The organism is Streptomyces sp. SAI-135 (assembly GCF_029893805.1).
GTDB lineage: Bacteria > Actinomycetota > Actinomycetes > Streptomycetales > Streptomycetaceae > Streptomyces.
In genome coordinates this window covers 2825606-2843320 of the sequence record NZ_JARXYP010000002.1, presented here as the reverse complement: position 1 = coordinate 2843320, position 17715 = coordinate 2825606, and the positions used below count along the sequence as shown (strand labels likewise).

At 70.9% G+C, this 17715-nt stretch carries 13 protein-coding genes; 3 read left to right on the top strand and 10 right to left on the bottom strand.

Going from position 1 to position 17715, the window contains the following annotated elements; all coding sequences use genetic code 11:
- Positions 1-39: 39 nt before the first annotated feature.
- The 4 genes from M2163_RS17335 to M2163_RS17320 all read right to left on the bottom strand — a co-directional run bounded on the left by M2163_RS17335 (position 40) and on the right by M2163_RS17320 (position 4909).
- A complete protein-coding gene (locus M2163_RS17335) occupies positions 40-1260 on the bottom strand; it encodes an MFS transporter (protein WP_280894385.1) in 1221 nt (406 codons plus the stop codon).
- Between the two features lie 92 nt (positions 1261-1352).
- Positions 1353-2402 (bottom strand): endonuclease/exonuclease/phosphatase family protein, encoded by a 1050-nt coding sequence (locus M2163_RS17330; RefSeq protein WP_280851880.1) that lies wholly within the window; start codon positions 2400-2402, stop codon positions 1353-1355.
- A gap of 196 nt (positions 2403-2598) precedes the next feature.
- On the bottom strand, positions 2599-3222 hold the full coding sequence (locus tag M2163_RS17325) for a TetR/AcrR family transcriptional regulator (RefSeq protein ID WP_280851881.1): 624 nt from the start codon (positions 3220-3222) through the stop codon (positions 2599-2601).
- 100 nt (positions 3223-3322) lie between these two features.
- Positions 3323-4909: an MFS transporter gene (locus M2163_RS17320; protein ID WP_280894384.1), complete on the bottom strand. Its 1587-nt coding sequence runs from the start codon at positions 4907-4909 to the stop codon at positions 3323-3325.
- A gap of 203 nt (positions 4910-5112) precedes the next feature.
- On the opposite strand from M2163_RS17320, the gene panB reads away from it, so the two are divergent.
- Entirely contained in the window at positions 5113-5979 is an 867-nt protein-coding gene (gene panB / locus M2163_RS17315) for a 3-methyl-2-oxobutanoate hydroxymethyltransferase (RefSeq protein ID WP_280894383.1), read from the top strand.
- Positions 5980-6089: 110 nt separating this feature from the next.
- On the opposite strand, the gene M2163_RS17310 is transcribed toward panB, so the two are convergent.
- The 4 genes from M2163_RS17310 to M2163_RS17295 all read right to left on the bottom strand — a co-directional run bounded on the left by M2163_RS17310 (position 6090) and on the right by M2163_RS17295 (position 11616).
- The gene (locus M2163_RS17310; RefSeq protein ID WP_280894382.1) at positions 6090-8126 is read right to left on the bottom strand and encodes an NAD(+) synthase; all 2037 of its coding nucleotides are present in this window, start codon (positions 8124-8126) and stop codon (positions 6090-6092) included.
- A gap of 140 nt (positions 8127-8266) precedes the next feature.
- A complete protein-coding gene (locus M2163_RS17305) occupies positions 8267-10207 on the bottom strand; it encodes a S53 family peptidase (RefSeq protein ID WP_280894381.1) in 1941 nt (646 codons plus the stop codon).
- A gap of 141 nt (positions 10208-10348) precedes the next feature.
- Positions 10349-10951: a DUF305 domain-containing protein gene (locus M2163_RS17300; RefSeq protein WP_280894380.1), complete on the bottom strand. Its 603-nt coding sequence runs from the start codon at positions 10949-10951 to the stop codon at positions 10349-10351.
- A gap of 11 nt (positions 10952-10962) precedes the next feature.
- Complete coding sequence (locus M2163_RS17295) at positions 10963-11616, bottom strand: DUF3105 domain-containing protein (protein WP_280894379.1); 654 nt, start codon at positions 11614-11616, stop codon at positions 10963-10965.
- 339 nt (positions 11617-11955) lie between these two features.
- On the opposite strand from M2163_RS17295, the gene glnA reads away from it, so the two are divergent.
- The gene (gene glnA, locus M2163_RS17290; RefSeq protein WP_028807424.1) at positions 11956-13317 is read left to right on the top strand and encodes a type I glutamate--ammonia ligase; all 1362 of its coding nucleotides are present in this window, start codon (positions 11956-11958) and stop codon (positions 13315-13317) included.
- A gap of 181 nt (positions 13318-13498) precedes the next feature.
- Here glnA and M2163_RS17285 read toward each other — a convergent pair whose 3' ends face one another.
- Positions 13499-13939 (bottom strand): VOC family protein, encoded by a 441-nt coding sequence (locus tag M2163_RS17285; RefSeq protein ID WP_280851888.1) that lies wholly within the window; start codon positions 13937-13939, stop codon positions 13499-13501.
- A gap of 41 nt (positions 13940-13980) precedes the next feature.
- On the bottom strand, positions 13981-14490 hold the full coding sequence (locus tag M2163_RS17280) for a pyridoxamine 5'-phosphate oxidase family protein (RefSeq protein WP_280894378.1): 510 nt from the start codon (positions 14488-14490) through the stop codon (positions 13981-13983).
- A gap of 188 nt (positions 14491-14678) precedes the next feature.
- Here M2163_RS17280 and M2163_RS17275 point away from each other — a divergent pair, with 188 nt between their 5' ends.
- Positions 14679-17666, top strand: coding sequence for a bifunctional [glutamine synthetase] adenylyltransferase/[glutamine synthetase]-adenylyl-L-tyrosine phosphorylase (locus M2163_RS17275; protein WP_280851890.1), 2988 nt, complete (start codon positions 14679-14681; stop codon positions 17664-17666).
- The last annotated feature ends 49 nt before the right edge of the window (positions 17667-17715 follow it).

Sequence of the window (17715 nt, the reverse complement as noted above, 5' to 3'; positions counted from 1 at the left end):
CCCGGAGATCTCCGGGCGCCCCCCTCGGCGTAGGACTGCTCAGTGGTGGGCCGGCTCCGCGTGTTCCGGCACATGGGTCGCGATCACGCGTTCGCGGGCGGCGGTCCCGCTCGCGCGGCGCCGGTCCACCAGCGTGGCGACCGCGGCGACGCCGAGGCCGAGGACCGCCAGGGCCGCGCCCGTCAGCGCCGGGGACGTCGCGCCGAGGCCCGCGGCGAGGGCCAGGCCGCCGATCCAGGCGCCGCCGGCGTTGGCCAGGTTGAAGGCGGCCTGGTTGGCGGAGGAGGCCAGGGAGGGGGCGGCCTGCGCCTTCTCCATGACCATCAGCTGGAGCGGGGAGCCGGTGACGAAGGCCGCCGTGCCCAGCAGGACCACCGCGACCGCCGCGCTCCACTGCGCGGACATCAGCACCGGGAACAGCGCCAGGACCACGACCAGCGAGGTCAGACCGCCGAACAGGGTGCCGCGCAGCGAGTGGTCGGCGAGCCGTCCGCCGAGCAGGTTGCCGGCCGTCGCACCCACCCCGAACAGGGCGAGCAGCAGCGTCACGCTGGAGTCGGCGTAGCCGGCCGCGTCCGTGAGCATCGGCGTGATGTAGCTGTACGCGGCGAACAGCGCGCCGAAGCCCGCCACCGTGGTGCCGAGCGCCAGCCACACGGGCAGCGACCTCAGCGCGCCCAGTTCGCGGCGCAGGCCCACCGCCGGGGCGTGGGCGTGGTCGTGCGGGATGAGGAGGGCCAGGGAGGCTATCGCGGCCAGGCCGATCGCGCTGACGCCGAGGAAGGTCGCCCGCCAGCCCAGGTGCTGGCCCATGAGGGTGGCGACGGGCACGCCCGCGATGTTGGCGAGGGTCAGGCCGAGGAACATCAGCGACACCGAGCGGGCCTTGCGTTCCGGGGCCACCATGCTCGTGGCGACGACCGCGCCCACCCCGAAGAAGGCACCGTGCGGCAGACCGCTCAGGAAGCGGGCCGCGAGCAGCAGGTGCTCGTCGGGGGCGAGGGCGGAGAGCGCGTTGCCGGCCACGAACAGTCCCATCAGGCCGATGAGGACCTTGCGGCGGGACATCCGGGCCGTGACCGCGGCGAGCAGCGGGGCGCCGATCACCACGCCCAGCGCGTACGCCGAGACCAGGTGGCCCGCGGTGGGGATGGAGATGCCCAGGTCGTCCGCGACATCGGGCAGCAGCCCCATCATCACGAATTCGGTGGTGCCGAGACCAAAAGCGCCGACGGCCAGTGCGAGCAGGGCCAAGGGCATGGGGAGCCGAGCCTTTCAGGGGAGAGCGGTGTTCCGTACCTAGCTTATGTTCAGTATCGGAACAAAAACTGCTTCCCCAGGCTTCCCGCAGGTTACGAAGAGGTGGCGAGGCTCACTCGGGCCGCCACCGGCAGGTGGTCGCTGCCGGTGGCGGGCAGCGTCCACGAACTCTCGGGCTCCACGCCCTGCACCATGATCTGGTCGATCCGCGCCATCGGGAACGACGCCGGCCAGCTGAACCCGAAGCCGCTGCCCGCGGCACCCTGCGTGGAGCGCATCTGGGAGGTGACGGCGTTCAGCGCGCGGTCGTTCATCGTGCCGTTGAGGTCGCCGAGCAGGATCTTGCGGGGCAGCTTCTCGTCGGCGATGGCCTCGCCCAGCGCGTCGGCGCTCTTGTCGCGCTGCCGGGCGGTGAACCCGGCCTCCATCTTCACCCGTACGGACGGCAGGTGGGCGACGTAGAACGCGACCCGGCCGTCCGGGGCGGCCACCGTGGCCCGCATGGCCCGGGTCCAGCCCAGCTTGATGTCGACGGCCCGCACACCGGTCAGCGGGTACTTGCTCCACAGCCCGACGGTGCCCTCGACCGCGTGGTAGCGGTACGTCGACGCCAGCGCCTTCTCGTACACCGGCACCGCCGAGGCGTTCAGCTCCTCCAGGGCCACCACGTCCGCGCCGGAGGCCGCCACGTCCCGGGCGGTGCCGGACGGGTCGGCGTTGTCGGCGTTCACGTTGTGGGTGGCCACCGTGAGGTCGCCGCCGGTGCCGGACTTGTCGGTGAGCAGCCCGCCGAAGAGGTTCAGCCACACGGCCGCCGGGAGCACCACCGCGATCAGCGCGGTCGCGGACCTGCGCAGGAAGCCGAGCAGGAGCAGCACCGGCACGAACAGGCCGAGCCACGGCAGGAAGGTCTCGGTGAGACTGCCCAGGTTGCCCACGGCGTTGGGGATCTGCGCGTGCAGCAGCATCACCAGGGCCACGATCACCGCCAGGGCGGCCAGCACGAGACCGCGGCGCCAGATCCGGCGGTCACCGCGCCAGCCGGAGAAGGGGCGGCCGAGCAGACGCCGGAGCCGGTCTCTCTGGCGCTCGGATCCCGAGCCGCCGTCCGCCGTCTCCGTCACGTATGCCTGCTGCGCCATACCGTCGCCTCACTACCTGCCGTGCACACCGTTCGCCCCGCTGCCGTGGGGGCGCAAACACCCCGTACGACCCTAGGGGATGATCGGCTTCCCTCTCGTCGTCCCATGACGACCGTACGGGGGCGATGACGTACAAGTCGCCTTCGCCAGTTCCCCGCACGAGGGGGAAAGCGCCCTCTGTGACGAAACGCGCACACTAGGAACTGACGGGGCGTAGACCTTCGAGGACGGAGTCGACGATCTGTTCGGACAGGCCCTCCGGCAGGGCGGCGTCGGGCTGCATGATGGTGCGCAGCAGCATGGGGCCGACGAACAGGTCGTTGAGCAACTCGCACTCGATGTCGGTGCGGAGCTCGCCGTTGGCCTGTCCCCGGCGCAGGATGGCGAGCTGCTTGCGGCGCCGGGGCGCGACGACGATCGCGTGGTAGGCGTCCCAGACCTTCGGACTGCTCTTCATCTGGGCGAACACACTGTGCAGCAGCGCCGAGGAACGGGTCATCAGCCCGCGTTGCCGCAACTGCTCCAGCAGCGCCACGAGATCGTCGCGCATCGAGGTGCCGGGCAGTTCGGCGTCCGGGGGCTCGGCGGTGCGCACGACGTCGACGAAGAGCTCCTCCTTGCCGTTCCAGCGGCGGTAGATGGTGGCCTTGCCGACGCCCGCGGTGCGGGCGATGCGCTCGATGGACAGTTCGGCGAGCGGTACGCCGTCCTCCAGCAACTTGATGACGGCCTCGATGATGGACCGCTCCACGGCCTCGCTGCGGGGCCGCCCCCGCACGGCCCCCGCCTGCCTGGACTGACTCTCCGCGAGGCCGCTCACGTCGCTTGGTCCTCTCTGTCTGATGAAGCGATTATCCCTGCTCCACCGCGGGGCGGCGGGGCGGTGTCCGGCCGCCGCCGGTCCGCCGCCGCCCCGCCGGTCACTCGCCCGCGCGAACCAACTCCTGTTCCTCCTGGCCCGGCTGAGGCGACGTCGGGCGGCCCGGGAGGTACAGGGCCACCACCAGGGCGCCGACCAGGGCCACACCCGCCCCCCACAGCGCGGTGACGTGCATCGCGTGCAGGAAGGCGTCGTTGGCCGGTCCGACCAGGGCGTCACCGCGGGGCCCGAGCTTCGCGGCGACGCCCAGGGTGGCCTCGATGGACTCGCCCGCGGTGTGCCGTGCACCCGCCGGGAGCACGCCGAGGTGGGACTCGATGCCGTTGCGGTAGGCCGTGGACAGGACCGAGCCCAGGACGGCGATGCCGAGCGCGCCGCCGACCTGCCGGAAGGTGTTGCTCAGCGCGGACGCGGAGCCGGCCTTCTCGCGCGGCAGGGCCTGCATGATGACCACGCTGGTCGGCGTCATGATGTGCGCCATACCGGTGCCCATGAGGAAGAAGATCACCTCGAGGAGCCAGATCGGGGTGTCCGCGTCGAGCACGGCGAAGGCGCACAGCATCGCGGCGATCAGCAGCATGCCCCCGGTGGTCGTCGCGCGGTTGCCGAAGCGGTCCACGACCAGCCGGGCGCGCGGCGCGAAGATCAGCTGCGCGGCGGCCAGCGGCAGCATCAGCAGACCGGTCTGCAGCGGCGAGTAGCCGCGCACGCTCTGGGTGTAGAAGACGGAGAAGAACGTCACGCCCATCAGCGCGAAGAACACCAGCCCTATGGCGCCGATCGCCGCCGAGAACACCTTGTTCTTGAAGTACGTGACGTCGATGGACGGGTGGTCGCTGCGCTTCTCGAACACCACGAACGCCACGAGCACGGCGAGTCCGGCGCCGATGGTGGCCAGGACGGTCGCGTCCGTGAAGTCGGCGAGCTGGCCGCCCTTGATGATGCCGTAGACGAGCAGCACCAGTCCGACGACCGACAGCACGACACCGACGGGGTCGATCCGGCCCGGGTTCGGGTCACGGGAGTCGGGCACCAGCCACAGCATCAGCCCGAGCGCGAGCACCACGATCGGCACGTTGATGAGGAAGACCGAGCCCCACCAGAAGTGGTCGAGGAGCACCCCGCCGGTGATCGGCCCGATGGCGATGGCGAGGCCCACGCCGCCGGCCCAGATGCCGATGGCCTTGGGCTGCTCGTCGCGCTCGAAGACGTTCATCAGGACGGCGAGCGTGGCCGGCATGACGAACGCCGCGCCGAGACCCATCAGCGCGCGGAAGGCGATGAGCTGGTCCGGCGAGCCGGAGAACGCGGCGAGGGCGGAACCGGCGCCGAACACGAACAGGCCGCCCAGCAGCACCTTCTTGCGGCCCAGCCGGTCGCCGAGCAGGCCCGCGGTGAACAGGAGGCCGGCGAAGACCAGGGTGTAGGCGTTGATCGCCCACTCCAGCTCGCTCTGGGTGGCGCCCAGGCCGGTCGGCGCCGGAGTCGAGATCGTCTTGATCGCGACGTTCAGGATCGAGTTGTCGAGCACCACGATCAGCAGGCTCAGCATCAGTACGCCGAGGATCGCCCAGCGGCGCCGGTGCACCGCTTCCGGTACCCGGGAGTCAGGGGCTGCGGTAGTCATGCGTCCGAGAGTAGCCCCATTACGATACGGCACCGTCTCGTATCGTAAGTCTTTACCGAGACCTTACGCACCGGAGGGGCTCCGCGGGGGTGCCGGAACGGTCACACCGACCACCCCTGGCCCTGACTGGCACGAGGTGCCACCATGGAGGGGATCCGGGGACGCCGTGAGGGCGCCTCGAGATGACGTAAGGAGCCGTTGCAATGACGCAGCTTTCGGCTGCCCACACCAAGCCCTCCGACGGCAGCAAGGCGCTGTATGGGGGCAAGGGCACCCGCCGCATCACTGTCCGGGACATCGCCCTCGCCAAGGAACGCGGCGAGAAGTGGCCCATGCTCACCGCCTACGACGCCACGACCGCCTCCGTCTTCGACGAGGCCGGCATCCCCGTGATGCTGGTCGGCGACTCGGCGGGCAACTGCCATCTCGGGTACGAGACCACCGTGCCCGTCACCATGGACGAGATGACCATGCTGTCGGCGGCCGTCGTACGGGGCACCTCGCGCGCCCTCATCGTCGGCGACCTGCCCTTCGGCTCCTACCAGGAGGGCCCGGTGCAGGCGCTGCGCTCGGCGACCCGGCTGGTCAAGGAGGCGGGCGTCGGCGCGGTCAAGCTGGAGGGCGGCGAGCGCTCCCACGAACAGATCCGGCTCCTCGTCGAGTCCGGCATCCCGGTCATGGCCCACATCGGCCTGACCCCCCAGTCCGTCAACGCCATGGGCTACCGCGTCCAGGGCCGTGGCGAGGAGGCCGCCCAGCAGCTGCTGCGGGACGCGAAGGCCGTACAGGACGCGGGAGCGTTCGCGGTCGTCCTGGAGCTGGTCCCGGCGGAGCTCGCGGCCGAGGTCACCCGGGTGCTGCACATCCCGACGGTCGGCATCGGCGCGGGCCCGGAGACCGACGCGCAGGTCCTCGTCTGGACCGACATGCTCGGCCTGACCGGCGGGCGGGTCCCGAAGTTCGTCAAGCAGTACGCCAACCTGCGCGAGGTCATGACCGGCGCGGTCAAGGCCTTCGCGGAGGACGTCGTCGGCGGGACGTTCCCGCTGGAGGAGCACTCCGTTCACTAGGGCCCCCGGCCCCACAGAACCACAGTGGCACCAAGCGCCCCGCCGATCTTCCCCCGTCGGCGGGGCGCCCTCTGTTCAACCGTGCGGAGCGAGTCGCTGCCGCGCCTCGGCTAGTCGAACCTCTTCAGGTCCCGCAACCACGCCCCCGCCGAACCGTCCGACGGCGCCCGCCAGTCACCGCGGGGCGACAGCGAACCGCCCGCCGAGACCTTCGGCCCGTTCGGCATGGCCGAGCGCTTGAACTGGGCGAACGCGAAGAAGCGCTTGCAGAAGACCTCCAGCCAGCGCCGGATCTCCGGCAGGTCGTACGTCACACGCTTGGCCTGCGGGAAGTTCGGGGGCCAGTCGCCGCTCTTCTCGTCGTGCCAGGCGTGCCAGGCCAGGAACGCGATCTTCGAGGGCCGGAACCCGTACCGCAGGACGTGGAAGAGCGTGAAGTCGTGCAGCGCGTACGGGCCGATCTTCGACTCGGTGGACTGCATCTCCTCGCCCGGTACCAGCTCCGGGCTGATCTCGGTGTCGAGGATCGCGGCGAGCACGGCACCGGTCTCCTCGTCGAACTGCCCGCTGCTGATGACCCAGCGGATCAGATGCTGCATCAGCGTCTTCGGCACGCCCGAGTTGACGTTGTAGTGGCTCATCTGGTCGCCCACGCCGTACGTCGACCAGCCGAGCGCCAGCTCGGAGAGGTCACCGGTGCCGAGCACGATGCCGCCGCGCTGGTTGGCCAGCCGGAACAGGTAGTCGGTGCGCAGGCCCGCCTGGACGTTCTCGAAAGTGACGTCGTACACCGGCTCGCCGGAGGCGAAGGGGTGGCCCATCTCCTCCAGCATCAGCCGCGCGGTCGGCGTGATGTCCAGCTCGGCCGAGGTGACACCGAGGGCCCGCATCAGCCGGTGGGCGTTGCCCTTGGTGTGGTCGCTGGTGGCGAAACCGGGCAGCGTCCAGGCCAGGATGTCGCTGCGCGGGCGCCCGGCGCGGTCCATCGCCCGGGCGGCCACGATCAGCGCGTGCGTGGAGTCGAGGCCTCCGGACACCCCGATGACCACCTTCGGGCCGCCGATCGCCGCGAGCCGCTGCTGGAGCCCGGCGACCTGGATGTTGTAGGCCTCGTAGCAGTCCTGGGCCAGCCGGCTCGCGTCGGCCGGCACGAACGGGAAGCGCTCCAGACGGCGCTTGAGGCCCAGGTCGCCCGCGGGCGGGTCGAGCTCGAAGGAGACCGTCCGGAAGTCACCGGTCCGCACCTGGTGGGTGCGCCGGTTCTCGTCGAACGTGCCCATCCGCATCCGCTCCTGCCGCAGCAGGTCCAGATCCACGTCGGCCACCGCGTACTCGTCGCCCTGCGGGAAACGCTCCGTCTCGGCCAGCAGCACGCCGTTCTCGTAGACCATGGCCTGCCCGTCCCAGGACAGGTCGGTGGTCGACTCGCCGAGGCCGGCCGCCGCGTAGACGTACGCCGAAAGGCAGCGCGAGGACGCCGAACGGCACAGCAGCTTGCGGTCCTCGGCCCGCCCGACCGTGATCGGACTGCCGGAGAGGTTGACCAGGACGGTCGCACCGGCGAGCGCGGCCTCCGCGCTGGGCGGCACCGGCACCCACATGTCCTCGCAGATCTCCGCGTGCAGCACGAGCCCCGGCACGTCGGCCGCCTCGAACAGCAGGTCCACGCCGAACGGTACGGCGACGTCGCCGACCCGGATCGAGCCGCCCCGCTCGTCGGCGCCGTCGCCGATCTGCCGACGCTCGTAGAACTCGCGGTAGTTGGGCGGGTACGACTTCGGTACGACACCGAGGACCCGGCCGCGGTGCACGACCACCGCGCAGTTGTAGACCCGGTTGCGGTGGCGCAGCGGGGCGCCGACGACCAGCACCGGGAGCAGGCCGGCCGACCCGGCGACCACCTCCGCGAGCGCCGTCTCGACCTCGTCGAGCAGGGCGTCCTGGAGCAGCAGGTCCTCGATGGAGTAACCGCACAGCCCCAGCTCCGGGAAGACCGCGACGGCGACCCCCTCCTCGGAGCACCGGCGCGCGTGCCGCAGTACCGCTTCGGCGTTGGCGGGCGGGTCCGCGATGACGGTGTGACCCGTACACGCCGCGACGCGTGCGAACCCGTGCTGATAGATGGACCAGAAGTTCGAGGCAGTCACGGGATCAGTGTAATCGTCAGAGCGACGCTATAGGGGGTGGGGGTGCGTGGCTCCGGGCCCGACTCTGCCGCCGCGCGCCAAGGGGCCCGGTCCCGAAGGGGTGAACCTTCGGGACCGGGCCCCTGCGGGCGTACGTCCGGTCAGTGCCGGCCGAAGGACTGCACGTAACCGTTCGCGGGGGTACCCACGCCCGTCACGTCGTCGTAGCCCTTGACCGCGGACAGCGAGCTGTCCTTGCCGAGGCTGCGGACCGAGGTGCTCAACCCACCGGTGGCGTCATAGCCGTTGGTGAAGTCGACGCGGGCCACCGCCAGGCCGGAGCCCGTCGGGTTGTCCGTGACGTCGTGGTACACCCGGGAGCCGAACTTCGAGTAGATCGACGGGTTGGCGAACCCGAGCGCCTTGCCGCCGCCCGCCTGCTGCGCCAGCGCCTGCACGGCCGCGATCACCGGGGAGGCCAGCGAGGTGCCGCCGATGCGGTACTCGCTGTACTGCTGCGAGCCGTCGGGGAAGGTCTGCGTCTGCCCCACCAGGAAGCCGGTGTTCGGGTCGGCGATCGCGGAGATGTCCGGGACCACGCGGTTGCCGGCGGCGTTGTTGGCCGTGGCGAGCGCGTTCGGGACGACACCCTTCTGGTAATAGGGCTCGGCGACCGTCCTGCTGGTGCCGCCGCCCGCGCCCGAGGTGAACGCGCCGGGGAAGTTCGTCCAGCTCTTGCCGTCCGCGGACAGCACGGCCTTCTCGGTGCCCCAGCCGGTCTCCCACAGGTACTTGTCGCCCTTGCCGACGGCCAGCGAGGTACCGCCGACCGCCGTCACCCACGCCGAGTTGGCAGGGGTGTCGACCTGCTTCGTGCCGGTGTTGGCGACCTCGTCGCCGTTGTCGCCGGAGGAGAAGTAGAAGCCGATGCCCTCGACCGCGCCGAACTGGAAGACCTGGTCGTAGGCGGCCGCGAGGTCAGGCGTCTGGTTGGCCTCGATGTCGCCCCAGGAGTTGGAGACGATGTCGGCGAGGTGGTTGTCGACGATCTTGCTGAGCGAGTCGAGCAGGTCGTCGTCGTAGCAGGACGCGGCACCCACGTACGTGATGCTCGCGTCCGGCGCGACCGCGTGCACGGCCTCGACGTCGAGGGTCTCCTCGCCGTACCAGCCGGCCGCCCCGCACTCCTCGGTCTTCGTGTAGTTCTTCGGCAGGACCTGCTTGAGCTGCCCGGTGGTGTAGGCGGCGTCGCCGTTCTTCTTCGCGTAGGTGGCCGCGTCGAAGGCGATGGTGGGGGAGGCGTAGGCGTCGGTGATGGCGACGCGCACCCCCTTGCCGGTGTACGTGCCCGCCCCGTAGGCGGCGCGCAGCTGCTTGCCCGTGTAGCCCTTGATCGCGTACGGGATCTTCGTGCCGTAGGCCTCGGGCAGCGTGCTCGCGGTGTTCGAGCCGTAGTACGAGGAGAACGGCCCGGCGTTCTTGAACACGGCGTCCGGCGGCGGCAGTTGGTCCTTGCTGCTCGCCTTGTGCGGGGCGTTGTCCAGGCCGGTGACGGTCAGGACGGCACCGTCCAGGCCGGCCGGCGCGGAGGCCGCCTTGGCCGGGGCGCGGTAGGTCTTCGAGCCCTTGGCGTAGTTGTGGAGCTGGGTTCCGAAGGCCTTCTCGGCGGCGGCCACGTCACCGGTGACGGAGACGTAGTGCTGCGTGGTGCCGGTGACCTTCAGGCCCGCCGACTCCAGCCAGGACTTCACCGCGGCGACCTGCGCCTTGGTGGCGCCGAAGCGGGACTGCGCCTGCTTGGCGCTCAGGTACTTGCCGTACGACGCCGAGGCCGGGTCGGACACCGACTTCGCGTAGGCGGCGAGACCGGCGGCGTTCTTGCCGGCGAGGTAGACCCGGGCGGAGACCTGGGCACTGTCCGAGGTGGCGCCCTTGTCGGCCTTGGCGGTGGCCCACGCGGGCTTGGTCCCGGCCAGCGTGTCACGGTTCGGGCTGTCCGCGGCGTGGGCCGCGGGTATACCGAGCGCCAGTGCGCCCGCGAGCATCGGCAGTGTCGCCGCCATGCTCACCCCGGCGCGGAGTTTGGCGCGGTTGGATCTCATGGAACCCCCTGGATGCGGTTCGTCGCGAGTGATCACTCGACGGTGGCCACTCTTGCGACGAACCCTTCATGCAAGGGGAATGCGCATGCCAAGAAGAGCCCAATTAACCTAATGAAAAAGGCTGGTTCGAGGGTTAACCCTCTATGATCGCGGCTTTGCGCCCCGCTCCTTCAGCATTCCCGCCATCAGATCGATCTCCGACTGCTGTGCGTCGACCATCCCCTGCGCGAGCCGCTTCTCCACGCCGACCGTGCACTTCTGCGCACAGCCCTTCGCCATGTGGATGCCGCCCTGGTGATGGTCCGTCATCAGCTGGAGGTAGAAGATCTCGGCCTGCTTGCCGTTCAGCGTGCCCAGCTTCTTCATCTCGCTGTTGGTCGCCATGCCCGGCATCAGCGACCCCTCACCGGCCGACGGCATGTCACCCATGTCCATCCACGTCATCGGCGGATCCGCCGACACCTTCGGCAAACCCCACAGATCCAGCCAGCCCAGCAGCATGCCGCGCTGGTTGGCCTGCGTCTGTGCGATGTCGTAGGCGAGCCGCCGCACCTCGACGTCCTCGGTGCGGTCGCGCACGATGTACGACATCTCGACGGCCTGCTGGTGGTGCACGGCCATGTCCCGAGCGAAACCCGCGTCCGCGGACCCGGCGGACGGGGTGTCGTCCGATCCGCCGTCCTCGGCCACGGCGTAGGTGATGGCGCCCGCCGCGACCACCGCGGAGACCGCGGCGACGGCCACTCCCGTGAACCTCACTGCCCCAGACCGCCCGTGCACGCCGCGCCCGGCTCGGGCGTCTGCTCGCCCTGCACGAACTTCTCGAAGAACTTGGCGACGTTCGGGTCGCTCGCCCCCGTCACGGTCCGCTGGTGGCCCCACGCCGACAGCATGATCGGGTCCTTCTGCTTGTCGTCCGGGCTCATCAGCGTGTACGGCGTCTTCTTCACCTTCGCCGCGAGCGCGTCGACGTCGGCCTTCTTGGCCGCGCTGGTGTACGTCACCCAGACCGCGCCGTGCTCCAGGGAGTGCACAGCGTTCATGGTGCCGATCGCCTTGGTGTAGACGTCGCCGTTGCAGTTCATCCAGACCTGGTTGTGGTCGCCGCCGACCGGGGGCTCCATCGGGTAGTCCACGGTCTTGGCCACGTGGTTGCGGCCCAGCGTGCCCTTCCAGGTCTTCACGCCGTCCGAGCCCGTGACGAAGTGGCCCTTGCCGTCGGCCGCGGTGTCGTCGTCGGACTGCGACTGCACCAGCACGACGGAGCCGACGACCAGACCGGCGACGACGACCACGGCGGCGCCGATGGTGAGGAGACGGTTGCGGCGCTCCCGGGACTGCTCGGCGCGCCGCATCTCCTCTATGCGCGCCTTGCGTGCCGCTGCGGTGCTCTTCTTGGCGGAACCCATGAGGTGTGTCCTTCTGGGGGAAAGGGGCGGGACGGATGGTGACGATCGGTCCGCTGATCGTAGTGCGGCGGGGGCGGCTTCTCGCAGGGAGCCCACAGGAAACCCGGGCGCGGGGTGAGACGGGGAGGGCCGGGCATTACGTATGTCAGTCCGAGCAGGCAAGATGGGCGGCAGAGCAGTACATCCGCCGGACGTGAGGCGTTCACCCCCGGGTCGCCGAGGCGATCAAGGTCGGCAACGCGCACGAAATGCTGTTGTGGTGTGATGCTCAGGTGCTCGACCGCCTCCTGCGGGACACGGAGACAGGCGGCCTGACCAGCAAGGATGGGGAAGCGGAAGATGGACAAGCAGCAGGAGTTCGTGCTCCGGACCTTGGAGGAGCGCGACATCCGGTTCGTACGCCTGTGGTTCACGGACGTACTGGGCTTCCTCAAGTCCGTGGCGGTGGCCCCGGCGGAACTGGAACAGGCCTTCGACGAGGGCATCGGCTTCGACGGCTCCGCGATCGAGGGATTCGCTCGCGTGTACGAGTCCGACATGATCGCCAAGCCGGACCCGTCCACCTTCCAGGTCCTGCCCTGGCGCGCCGAGGCCCCCGGCACGGCCCGGATGTTCTGCGACATCCTCATGCCGGACGGCTCCCCGTCCTTCGCGGACCCCAGGTATGTGCTGAAGCGCGCCCTGGCCCGCACCTCCGACCTGGGCTTCACCTTCTACACCCACCCGGAGATCGAGTTCTTCCTGCTGAAGGACCGCCCGCTGGACGGCTCGCGCCCGACCCCGGCCGACAACTCCGGCTACTTCGACCACACCCCGCAGAACATCGGCATGGACTTCCGCCGCCAGGCGATCACCATGCTGGAGTCGATGGGCATCTCGGTCGAGTTCTCCCACCACGAGGGCGCCCCCGGCCAGCAGGAGATCGACCTGCGCTACGCCGACGCGCTCTCCACGGCCGACAACATCATGACGTTCCGCCTGGTCATGAAGCAGGTGGCGCTGGAGCAGGGCGTCCAGGCGACGTTCATGCCGAAGCCGTTCTCGGAGCACCCCGGCTCGGGCATGCACACCCACCTCTCGCTCTTCGAGGGCGACCGGAACGCGTTCTACGAGTCCGGCTCGGAGTACCAGCTCTCCAAGGTCGGCCGCTCCTTCATCGCGGGCCTGCTCAAGCACGCGGCGGAGATCTCCGCGGTCACCAACCAGTGGGTCAACTCCTACAAGCGCATCTGGGGCGGCACCGAGCGCACCGCCGGCGCCGGCGGCGAGGCCCCCTCCTACATCTGCTGGGGCCACAACAACCGCTCTGCCCTGGTCCGGGTCCCGATGTACAAGCCCGGCAAGACCGGCTCGGCCCGCATCGAGGTCCGCTCCCTGGACTCCGGCGCCAACCCCTACCTCGCCTACGCCCTCCTCCTGGCCGCCGGCCTCAAGGGCATCGAGGAGGGCTACGAGCTCCCTCCGGGCGCCGAGGACGACGTCTGGGCCCTCTCCAACTCCGAGCGCCGCGCCATGGGCATCGAGCCCCTGCCCCAGAACCTGGGCGAGGCCCTCACCCTGATGGAACGCAGCGACCTGGTCGCCGAGACCCTCGGCGAACACGTCTTCGACTTCTTCCTGCGCAACAAGCGGCAGGAGTGGGAGGAGTACCGGTCCGAGGTGACCGCGTTCGAGCTGCGGAAGAACCTGCCGGTGCTGTAGGCGGGGACCGCGGGTCCTTCGCCCGGTCGGGCGGACATCCGGGCCGACGGCACGCTGCCGTCGGCCCGGATCCATGTGTCGCAAGCGGCGCGGGTCTGGCCGACGCCAAGATCCAGCCGGTCGACACCCAGTGCACCACCGGCGGAGGCCGACAACCCGGCGGCCAGCAGCCGACCTGCCGCTACCCCTGCTGCCCCGCCTGGTCCGCGAGGACCTTGTGCAAGGGCTCCGTCTCCCGGCGCCGGTACTCCTGGATCGCCCAGCCGTTGCCGTCCGGGTCCTTGAAGTACATGAACGTGGCGCCGTCCTGCGGGGCGAACTGGACCGGCTCGCTCACGTCGAGGCCACGGGAGGTGAGCTCCTCGTAGGCCGCCTTCGCGTCCGTGACGCACAGCTGCATCCCGTGGTACGTCCCCGGCTGCGGGGTTCCCGTGGGCACCTGGAGGCCGTCCACCAGGGCGATCGAACACCCCGAGCCGGGCGGGGTCAGCTGGCAGATGCGGACGCCCTCCATGACCTCGCCGTCCAGATCCACGTGGAAACCGACCTTGTCGCGGTAGAACTCCTTCGCGCGGTCCACGTCCGTGACCGGCAGCAGGATCACTTCGAGGCTCATGTCCATGGCGTGACTCCCTTGTCGACGTCAGTACAGAGGGGCCGTTCTCAGAAGCGCCACCGCGTCTGGCTGAACGGCTGTCCCTTACCGAAGCCGAAAACCGTGCGCGGCGCCACCGCATAGACGACGGCGTGTCCCGGCCCGTGGTGGAAGTAGCCGTCCCGCACCTCGAAGCGCCAGAAGTCCCCGTACTTGGCCTCCCACGCGGCGGCCAGCTCGCGCAGCCTCGTGTCGTCGGAGACCCGCACCGCCTCGCCCTCCACCACCAGGTCGTAGCCCTTGTCCCAGATGTTGGTGCCGGTCGTCAGCGTCACGTGCGGGTTGTGCGCGAGGTTCTTCGCCTTGCGCTCCTCGGGGCCGGTGCAGAAGTGCAGCGCCCCGTGCGCCCACACCGCCGGCAGCGGCGTGACGTGCGGGCGCCCGTCCGGCCGTACCGTCGAGATCCAGAACAGTTCGGCGGAGGCCAGAAGCGACTCCGCGTCCACCCAGGAGTGCGCCGTGGCGTCGGGGTCGCTGTAGCGGGGGTCGAGGTGGGTCTCGGGTTCCTTCTCGGTCATCACACAGCCTCCGGCTCGGGAAACACCCGGTCCACCGCGGCGGTCCGGCTCGACACCCCCAGTCTGCCGAAGGCGTGCTCCGGATGCGGACGGATACGCCCGGAATCCGCCCACCGGCGCCCAGGCGCTTCTCCCCGCCTCTCCGGTTAGGCTCGATCGATACGACCTTGATCGGACAGGAGGCCGGGATGACGTCGGCGCCGGGGCGCAGGAGCAGTACCTTCTCGCGGCTGCTGCGGCACGGTTTCACCGATCCGTCGGCCGCCGAGCGGCTCCTGGACAGCGCGGAGCTGAGCGCCGTACGCAATGACCCGGTGCTCCTGGAGGCGCTCGGCGCGACCGCCGACCCCGATCTCGCGCTGCTCGGTCTCGTGCGGCTGCTGGAGGCGCAGCCCGACCGGGAGCTGCTCGACACGCTGATAGCGGCGAAGCCGTTCCGCGACCGGCTGCTCGGGGTGCTCGGCGCGTCCGCCGCGCTCGCCGAGCACCTCGCCCGGCACCCCGGAGACTGGCACACCCTCGTCACCTACGAGCCCCGCGACCTGCATCCCGGCGTCGAGGAGTTCGAGCGCGGGCTCGCCGAGGCCACCGACCCCGTCTCCCTGCGCGTCGCCTACCGGCGCTGTCTGCTGTCCATCGCCGCCCGTGACGTGTGCGGCACCATCGACCTGGCCGAGACCGCCGCCGAGCTCGCCGACCTCGCCACCGCGACCCTGCGCGCCGCGCTCGCCATGGCGCGGGCCGCCGCCCCCGAGGACGCGGCGCTGTGCCGGCTCGCGGTGATCGCGATGGGCAAGTGCGGTGGCCACGAGCTGAATTACGTGTCCGACGTCGACGTCATCTTCGTCGGGGAGGCCGTCGACGGGGCCGACGAGGGCAAGGCCCTGCGCGCCGCCACCAAGCTGGCCTCGCACATGATGCGGGTGTGCTCGGAGACGACCGTCGAGGGCTCCATCTGGCCCGTAGACGCCAATCTGCGGCCCGAGGGACGCAACGGGCCGCTCGTGCGCACCCTCTCCTCCCACCTCGCCTACTACCAGCGCTGGGCCAAGACCTGGGAGTTCCAGGCCCTCCTGAAAGCCCGCCCGGTCGCCGGCGACCCGGAGCTCGGCGAGGAGTACGTCGCGGCCCTCGAACCCCTCGTCTGGAAGGCCGCCGAGCGCGAGAACTTCGTCGCCGACGTGCAGAAGATGCGCCGCCGTGTCGTGGAGAACATCCCCGTCGCCGAGCTCGACCGGCAGCTCAAGCTCGGCCCCGGCGGCCTCAGGGACGTCGAGTTCGCCGTACAGCTCCTGCAGTTGGTGCACGGCCGGGAGGACGGCTCGCTGCGCAGCGGCACCACCCTCGACGCCCTCCAGGCCCTCGCCGCCGGCGGTTACGTCGGCCGGGCCGACGCCGCCCAGCTCGACGCCGCCTACCGCTTCCTGCGCTCCATGGAGCACCGCATCCAGCTCTACCGGCTGCGCCGCACCCACCTCGTGCCCGAGGACGAGGCCGACCTGCGGCGCCTGGGCCGCTCCCTGGGCCTGCGCGCCGACCCGGTGACCGAGCTGAGCCGCGAGTGGAAGCGGCACGCCTCCGTCGTACGACGACTGCACGAGAAGCTGTTCTACCGGCCGCTGCTGGACGCGGTGGCCCAACTCGGGCCCGGAGACATCAGGTTGAGCGCCGGAGCGGCCCGGGAGCGGCTGGTCGCGCTCGGGTACGCCGACCCGGCCTCCGCGCTGCGGCACCTGGAGGCCCTCGCCTCCGGCGTCACCCGCAAGGCCGCCATCCAGCGAACTCTCCTGCCCGTCCTGCTGGGTTGGTTCGCCGAGTCCGCCGACCCGGACGCCGGACTGCTCAACTTCCGCAAGGTGTCGGACGCGTTGGGCAAGACCCCCTGGTACCTGCGCCTCCTGCGGGACGAGGGTGCGGCCGCCGAGAACCTCGCCCGGGTCCTGTCCGCCGGGCGCCTCGCTCCGGACCTGCTGATGCGCGCCCCCGAAGCCGTCGCCCTCCTCGGGGACGGCGACGGCGGCGGGCTCGCCCCGCGCGGGCGTGCCGGTCTCGAACAGGAGATACTCGCCGCGGTCGGCCGCGCCGAGGGCGCCGTCCAGGGCGTCACGGCGGCCCGTGGCGTCCGCCGCCGCGAACTCTTCCGTACGGCCGCCGCGGACATCGTCGGCTCCTACGGCACCGAGACCCAGCCCGCCGAACCGGACCAGGGCGCCCTGGTGGACCGCGTCGGCGCCGCCGTGTCCGACCTGACCGCCGCGACCCTCGCCGGCACCCTGCGCGCGGTCGTCCGGGAGGGCTGGGGCGACACCCTGCCGACCCGGTTCGCGGTCATCGGCATGGGCCGCTTCGGCGGTCACGAACTCGGCTACGGCTCCGACGCGGACGTTCTGTTCGTGCACGAACCGCGCGAGGGCGTCGAGGAGCGCGAGGCCTCCCAGGCCGCGGGCAAGGTCGTCTCCGAGATGCGCCGCCTGCTCCAGATCCCGAGCGCCGACCCGCCGCTGCTCATCGACGCCGACCTGCGCCCGGAGGGCAAGTCCGGGCCGCTGGTGCGCACGCTGACGTCGTACGCGGCCTACTACCGCCGCTGGTCGCTCGTCTGGGAGGCACAGGCGCTGCTGCGGGCCGAACCGGTCGCCGGGGACGAGGAGCTGGGCCGTCGCTTCATCGAGCTCGTCGACCCGCTGCGGTACCCGGCGGCCGGCCTCGGGGACGACGCCGTACGCGAGATCCGGCGGCTGAAGGCGCGCATGGAGTCCGAGCGGATGCCGCGCGGCGCCGACCCGAAACTGCACACCAAGCTCGGGCCCGGCGGCCTCTCGGACGTCGAGTGGACGGTCCAGCTCCTCCAGATGCGGCACGGGGCGCAGGTGCCGGGGCTGCGCACGACCCGTACCCGCGCGGCCCTCGTCGCCGCCCGGGACGCCGGTTTCGTCTCCGCGGACGACGCCCAGGTCCTCGACGAGGCGTGGGTGCTGGCGACCCGGGTGCGCAACGCGGTGATGCTGGTGCGGGGGCGGGCCGGGGACACCTTCCCCACCGAGGCGCGCGAACTTGCCGCCGTGGGCCGGTACCTGGGATACGGGCCGGGGCACGCGGGGGACATGCTGGACGACTACCGGCGTACGGCCCGGCGGGCCAGGGGCGTGGTGGAGGAGCTGTTCTACGGGGGGTAGGGCTGAGCCACCCCCAGGGCGCGAGGGACCCCGGGGTGAGACGGAGGCG

Coding starts and splice junctions, on each gene's coding strand:
- glnA (WP_028807424.1), top strand. CDS start 11,956: ATGGACAAGCAGCAGGAGTTCGTGCTCCGGACCTTGGAGGAGCGCGAC.
- M2163_RS17285 (WP_280851888.1), bottom strand. CDS start 13,939: ATGGACATGAGCCTCGAAGTGATCCTGCTGCCGGTCACGGACGTGGAC.
- M2163_RS17320 (WP_280894384.1), bottom strand. CDS start 4,909: ATGACTACCGCAGCCCCTGACTCCCGGGTACCGGAAGCGGTGCACCGG.
- M2163_RS17330 (WP_280851880.1), bottom strand. CDS start 2,402: ATGGCGCAGCAGGCATACGTGACGGAGACGGCGGACGGCGGCTCGGGA.
- panB (WP_280894383.1), top strand. CDS start 5,113: ATGACGCAGCTTTCGGCTGCCCACACCAAGCCCTCCGACGGCAGCAAG.
- M2163_RS17280 (WP_280894378.1), bottom strand. CDS start 14,490: ATGACCGAGAAGGAACCCGAGACCCACCTCGACCCCCGCTACAGCGAC.
- M2163_RS17295 (WP_280894379.1), bottom strand. CDS start 11,616: ATGGGTTCCGCCAAGAAGAGCACCGCAGCGGCACGCAAGGCGCGCATA.
- M2163_RS17335 (WP_280894385.1), bottom strand. CDS start 1,260: ATGCCCTTGGCCCTGCTCGCACTGGCCGTCGGCGCTTTTGGTCTCGGC.
- M2163_RS17305 (WP_280894381.1), bottom strand. CDS start 10,207: ATGAGATCCAACCGCGCCAAACTCCGCGCCGGGGTGAGCATGGCGGCG.
- M2163_RS17275 (WP_280851890.1), top strand. CDS start 14,679: ATGACGTCGGCGCCGGGGCGCAGGAGCAGTACCTTCTCGCGGCTGCTG.